Annotated in this window: 5 protein-coding genes; all 5 read left to right on the top strand. The window is 47.8% G+C overall.

The genetic code is table 11. The annotated features are described in order from the left end of the window. A partial coding sequence (locus tag VN105_RS01755) for a TetR/AcrR family transcriptional regulator (RefSeq protein ID WP_325637318.1) occupies window positions 1–405 on the top strand: 405 nt, incomplete at its 5' end. 17 nt (window positions 406–422) lie between these two features. Beyond that, complete coding sequence (locus tag VN105_RS01760) at window positions 423–1565, top strand: NAD(P)/FAD-dependent oxidoreductase (RefSeq protein WP_325637320.1); 1143 nt, start codon at window positions 423–425, stop codon at window positions 1563–1565. Window positions 1566–1607: 42 nt separating this feature from the next. After that, complete coding sequence (locus VN105_RS01765; RefSeq protein WP_325637322.1) at window positions 1608–2942, top strand: amidohydrolase family protein; 1335 nt, start codon at window positions 1608–1610, stop codon at window positions 2940–2942. Window positions 2943–3069: 127 nt separating this feature from the next. Further along, window positions 3070–4161, top strand: a complete 1092-nt coding sequence (locus VN105_RS01770; protein ID WP_325637324.1) for a serine hydrolase domain-containing protein — start codon at window positions 3070–3072, stop codon at window positions 4159–4161. Between the two features lie 341 nt (window positions 4162–4502). Further along, window positions 4503–4946, top strand: a 444-nt coding sequence (locus VN105_RS01775) for a hypothetical protein (protein WP_325637326.1), incomplete at its 3' end; no start/stop codon positions are given.

A 4946-nucleotide genomic window follows, 5' to 3' on the forward strand; every position in this document is an offset into this window, starting at 1 on the left:
GAAACCTATGAAAAAGCGGTGCTGGAAAATTTCCATGCCGGCATGGATTTCGCTGCAGGCGTAAAAAAACTGTGGCAAAACAGCTTCCGCTATCTTACCCGCAATAAAACACATTTTGCGTTGTTGCAGAACGGGAAAACCTCTCCCCTGCTGAACAAGGCATACCAGCAGGCAAACATAACACAGGGACAATATTTTAAACCGGTACACCAGTTCTTCAAACAGCACATAAAACAAGGCGTGATCCGCAATTTCCACCACGATGTATACCGGGCTTTATTATTTGCCCCGCTGCTGGAGCTGGTAAATGAATATTTTGATTATACAGAAAGACCCAAACAGATCATCACCGAAAAAGTGATACTCGACTGCTGCGAAGCCGTGATCAGGGGCATGCTGAAATAAATAAAACAAACAACCACATGAACATCATTCAACACAAAAAAATAGCCATAACAGGCGGAGGTCCCGGTGGATTAACGCTGGCCAGGATACTGCAGATGAACCATGCAGAAGTGAAAGTATATGAAAGGGATGCGAACAGGGAAGCACGGGTGCAGGGCGCCACACTGGACCTTCACGAGGAATCAGGATTAAAAGCACTGGAAGCTGCAGGACTGATGGACGCCTTCAGGGCCAATTACCGCCCGGGGGCCGACCGGCTGCGCATTGTTGATAAACACGCTACCATTCTTCTTGATGATCACGAAAGCGGCGTAGATAAAGGCTCGCGCCCGGAAATTGACCGTGGCCCGCTAAAGGAAATATTGCTGGATTCCCTGCAACCAGATACCGTTGTGTGGGACAGCCAGTTTGTATCCATGCAACCACAGGGAGATGGCTGGCAACTTACTTTTAAAAACGGCAGCACCGCTTACGCAGATATCGTAATTGCAGCAGACGGCGCCAACTCAAAGCTCCGCCCGTACATCACGCCCATCAAGCCTTTTTATTCAGGCGTAACCATCGTGGAAGGCGCTGTTTATGACGCCGCCACTGCCTGCCCGCAGGTTTGGGCCCTGGTAAAAGGCGGGAAAGTATTTGCATTGGGAGATGATAAATCCTTAATTGGAAGCACCAAAGGAAACGGCAGCCTGGCTTTTTATACCGGTGTAAATACCGCTGAAAACTGGTACCAGGCCAGCGGCATCAACTTCTCAGATAAAACACAGGTGCTGGCCTGGTTTAAGGCCACCTTTACCGGTTGGGATCATATATGGCTGGAACTGTTTGAAAATGCCAACAGTGATTTTACACCCCGTCCTCAATACTGCATGCCCTTTGATCAAACCTGGGAAGCGCTGCCTAATCTCACTATGCTCGGCGACGCCGCCCACCTCATGCCTCCCTATGCCGGCGAAGGCGTGAATATGGCTATGCTGGATGCGCTTGAATTAGGGCAATGCCTTACCGGTGGAAATTTTCCGGATGTGCATGCTGCCATTGCTGCCTATGAAAAACAAATGCGCATAAGAGCAGGTGAAACAGCTAGAATGACCATGGAGTCGACGAATGCGTTGCATTCGCCGGATGCGGTTGGTTTTATTATGAATATAGTGGGATAAGCAGATTTTCCTACCTTTATTTTCCCGTAAGAAAATAATGCTATGAAAAACTACCTGTTACTCGCTACCGCTATCGTACTCCTGGCTGCCTTTCAGCCAGCCCCCACTGCTAAGTCCACGCTGATAAAGGACGTAACCCTGATAGACGGCAACGGCGGCACCCCTCTAACGCACACGGATATACTGATCAAAGACGGTAAGATTGCCGCTACCGGTAAAAATTTACCAGCCGGCAACGCTACAGTGATCGACGGTGGCGGTAAAACCGTGATGCCCGCTATCATCAGCAGCCATGTGCATATTGGTATGATGAATGGCAAGGATAACCGCAGCGATCCGTATACACGGGAAAATATACTATCACAACTGAAAAAGTATGCGGACTACGGCATCACCAACGTGCTGGTAATGGGATCAGACCAACCCATGCTGTTTAGCTCAGGCCTGCGCGATTCTTCTGTAAATGGACTATTGCCCGGAGCCCGGCTGTATTCCGCCGGGTATGGCTTCGCAGCCGCGAAGGGCGGACCGCCGATGAAGTATGTAAAACACCCGGCCACAGTAGCACAGGCTACCGCTCAACTGGATAGCGTAGCGCTGCTGAAGCCTACGGTAATAAAAATGTGGGTAGATGATTTTGGCGGATCAACACCTAAGATGAACCCCGCTATTTACAAAGCGATTATCACGCGCGCACATTCCCATCATATTCCCGTAGCATCGCATCTCTTTTACCTGGCGGACGCAAAAAGCCTGGTGGCCGATGGACTGGACATCATTGCACACAGTATCCGCGACCAGGAAATTGACGCCGCCTTACTGCAACAAATGAAGGCTAAAGGTGTAATTTATATCCCTACTCTTTCACTCGATGAATATGCGTATATCTATGCCCGTAAGCCGGAATGGATCAATGATCCTTTCTTTAAAGCATCGCTGGAACCCGGCGTGTATGAAATGATCACCTCCCCTGCCTACCAGGAGAAGCTGAAAAATTCGCCCTCCTATCAACGCAATCTTCATGCGTTTGAAACGGCGATGAAGAACGTAAAAAAGATTGCAGACGCCGGCATCATCGTGGCGCTTGGTACCGACTCCGGCGCACAACCGGTACGCACACAGGGATTTTCCGAGCATCTTGAAATGGAGCTGCTGGTACAGGCAGGGCTTACCCCCTTACAAGCCATTACCATTGCCACAAAAAATGCAGCTATCGCCATGAAAATAAATGAGCGTTACGGCACCATAGAAAAAGGGAAAACCGCTGATCTCATCATCCTGGATGCCAATCCAGCAGAGGATATTAAGAATACCCGGAAAATAGCGGCAGTATATAAAGCCGGGGAAGAGGTAAGCAAAGGTCCGCTGCAACCATAGTGCGCCTGCGTACACTATGTGTTCATTTTTGATACACGTTCATCTTTTTTAAATATATAAAAAGATCAGCCTTAAACCCGTGCCAAATGGCACTCTCTTAGGATAAGCCTGTTTCAAAAAAACAACCATGAAACAACTTATCCCGCTGTTCTTCCTGTTCTTATCAAGCATTCACACGCAGGCACAGGTAACAACAGACAATCTCCGTAAAACTAAGGTAGACAGTCTCGTGCAATCCGCGTTAGTTACTTTTATGCAGGATACCCACCGCGTTAGCGCGGAAGTTGGGGTGTATACCGGCGGACAAACCTACATTTACCGTTACGGCAAAACAACGCTGCCTGGTATCAATACGCCTTATGAAATTGGTTCTATCTCCAAAACATTCACCGGGTACTTACTGGCAAAAGCTGTTGTAAACAAAAAGGTAAAACTGGACGACGATATACGGTTCTACCTCAACGGGGATTATCCCAACCTCCAGTATAAAGGCCGTGCTATCCAGCTGAAACATCTCATTACACACCTTTCCGGGTTGCCTTTCCTGCTGCCCGACAACCGTGATCTGTTTCAACAACCTGAAGATTCCATACCCGGCATCATCAACGCACAGCAAAAGGATTATTCTACGGCTGCTTTCCTGAACGACCTTCACCAGGTGCAACTGGATACGGTACCCGGTTATCATTTTAAATATTCAAACGCGGGCGCACAATTACTTGGCATCATACTGGAACGCATATACGGTATGTCGTATGGAGAGCTGGTAAGAAAATTCATTACCCGTCCGCAACACATGAAATACACCACTACCCTGCTGCCGGATAATGCCGCCAAAGGATATAATCAGCACGGACGCATCATGCCATACAATCCTCCTGCGCTGGCTGCTGCAGGGGGCATTTACTCTTCTGTAGATGATATGCTGCAATATGTCCGGCTGCATGCAGAAGAGACTGATCCATCAGCGAAATTAACGCACCAGCCGGCCTGGGGCGATATCAACAATTTTGCCATCGGCTTAAACTGGCAGATGAATAAAACCAGCAACGGTTTGCGCAGGATCTGGCAAAGCGGCGGTACATTCGGGTTTGCCAGCTACTGCGTGGTATACCCCGAGCGGAATACCGGCATTGTGATATTAACGAATGAAGCGGATAAAACAGCGCAGGAAGCATTGGGAGTGGCGGCAGGGAAGATATTTGAAGGGTTGGAGTAAGGAGAAATGGTTGTAAAAGCCAAAGACGATCTTCGGCTTTTACAAGGGGAAAATCAACTCCTGTAGATAACGCTTATCATTGATATTCCAAATAAAAAGTGCTGCATTAAACTAGTTTTGGCTGCCTATCGATTTTGATACGCAGCCAAAACTACCCAAAAATACATACTGTTATCCGCCTGTACAACAGGCTATCGAAAAGCAATCATAAATATTTTTAGTCTTACCCCGCAGGAAATCGTAACTTTATTGCTTCATGATATGAAGATGAAAAAGGTCCTGGAAAACAAGCCTGGAAAAGTAACAACCGTGTATTATTCTTCTCCATTTATAATACCGTTATGAAAACACTCCTACTCCTGTTCCTGCTGCTTCCCCTGATATCATCAGGCTTTGCCGCCGATACCGTTCCTTACTTTTACCTCACCCCTGCAGACGCCGCAAAAATACTGGGACAAAGCGCACTCCTTACCCTGAAAACAGAAAAACAGGGACGTGATGCGGTAAGGTACCGTTGCGCTTTTACAGCCGTAGAATCGGACCCTGTTTCCGGTGAAACCGGTAACGTATTTTACAACTATGAACAGTATGATTCCGAAGCCGCGGCAGAAAAAACCTATACCGGCATCCTGGACGATAACCGCCGTAATGGTAATATAGAACTGCTCAGCAATACCGGCGATGAAGGCTTCTTTCAAAGCGATGCCAATAACTTCCAGCTGATCATGGTAAGAAAAAGAGATAAAATTATCAGGATGAAAGTGAATGGGGTCAGCAGCACCAGT

The organism is Chitinophaga sp. (assembly GCF_035564935.1).
Classification (GTDB): domain Bacteria; phylum Bacteroidota; class Bacteroidia; order Chitinophagales; family Chitinophagaceae; genus Chitinophaga.

Bases quoted from the DNA above. Each gene is read 5' to 3' on its own strand.
- VN105_RS01770 (WP_325637324.1), top strand. From the start codon at position 3,070: ATGAAACAACTTATCCCGCTGTTCTTCCTGTTCTTATCAAGCATTCAC.
- VN105_RS01760 (WP_325637320.1), top strand. From the start codon at position 423: ATGAACATCATTCAACACAAAAAAATAGCCATAACAGGCGGAGGTCCC.
- VN105_RS01765 (WP_325637322.1), top strand. From the start codon at position 1,608: ATGAAAAACTACCTGTTACTCGCTACCGCTATCGTACTCCTGGCTGCC.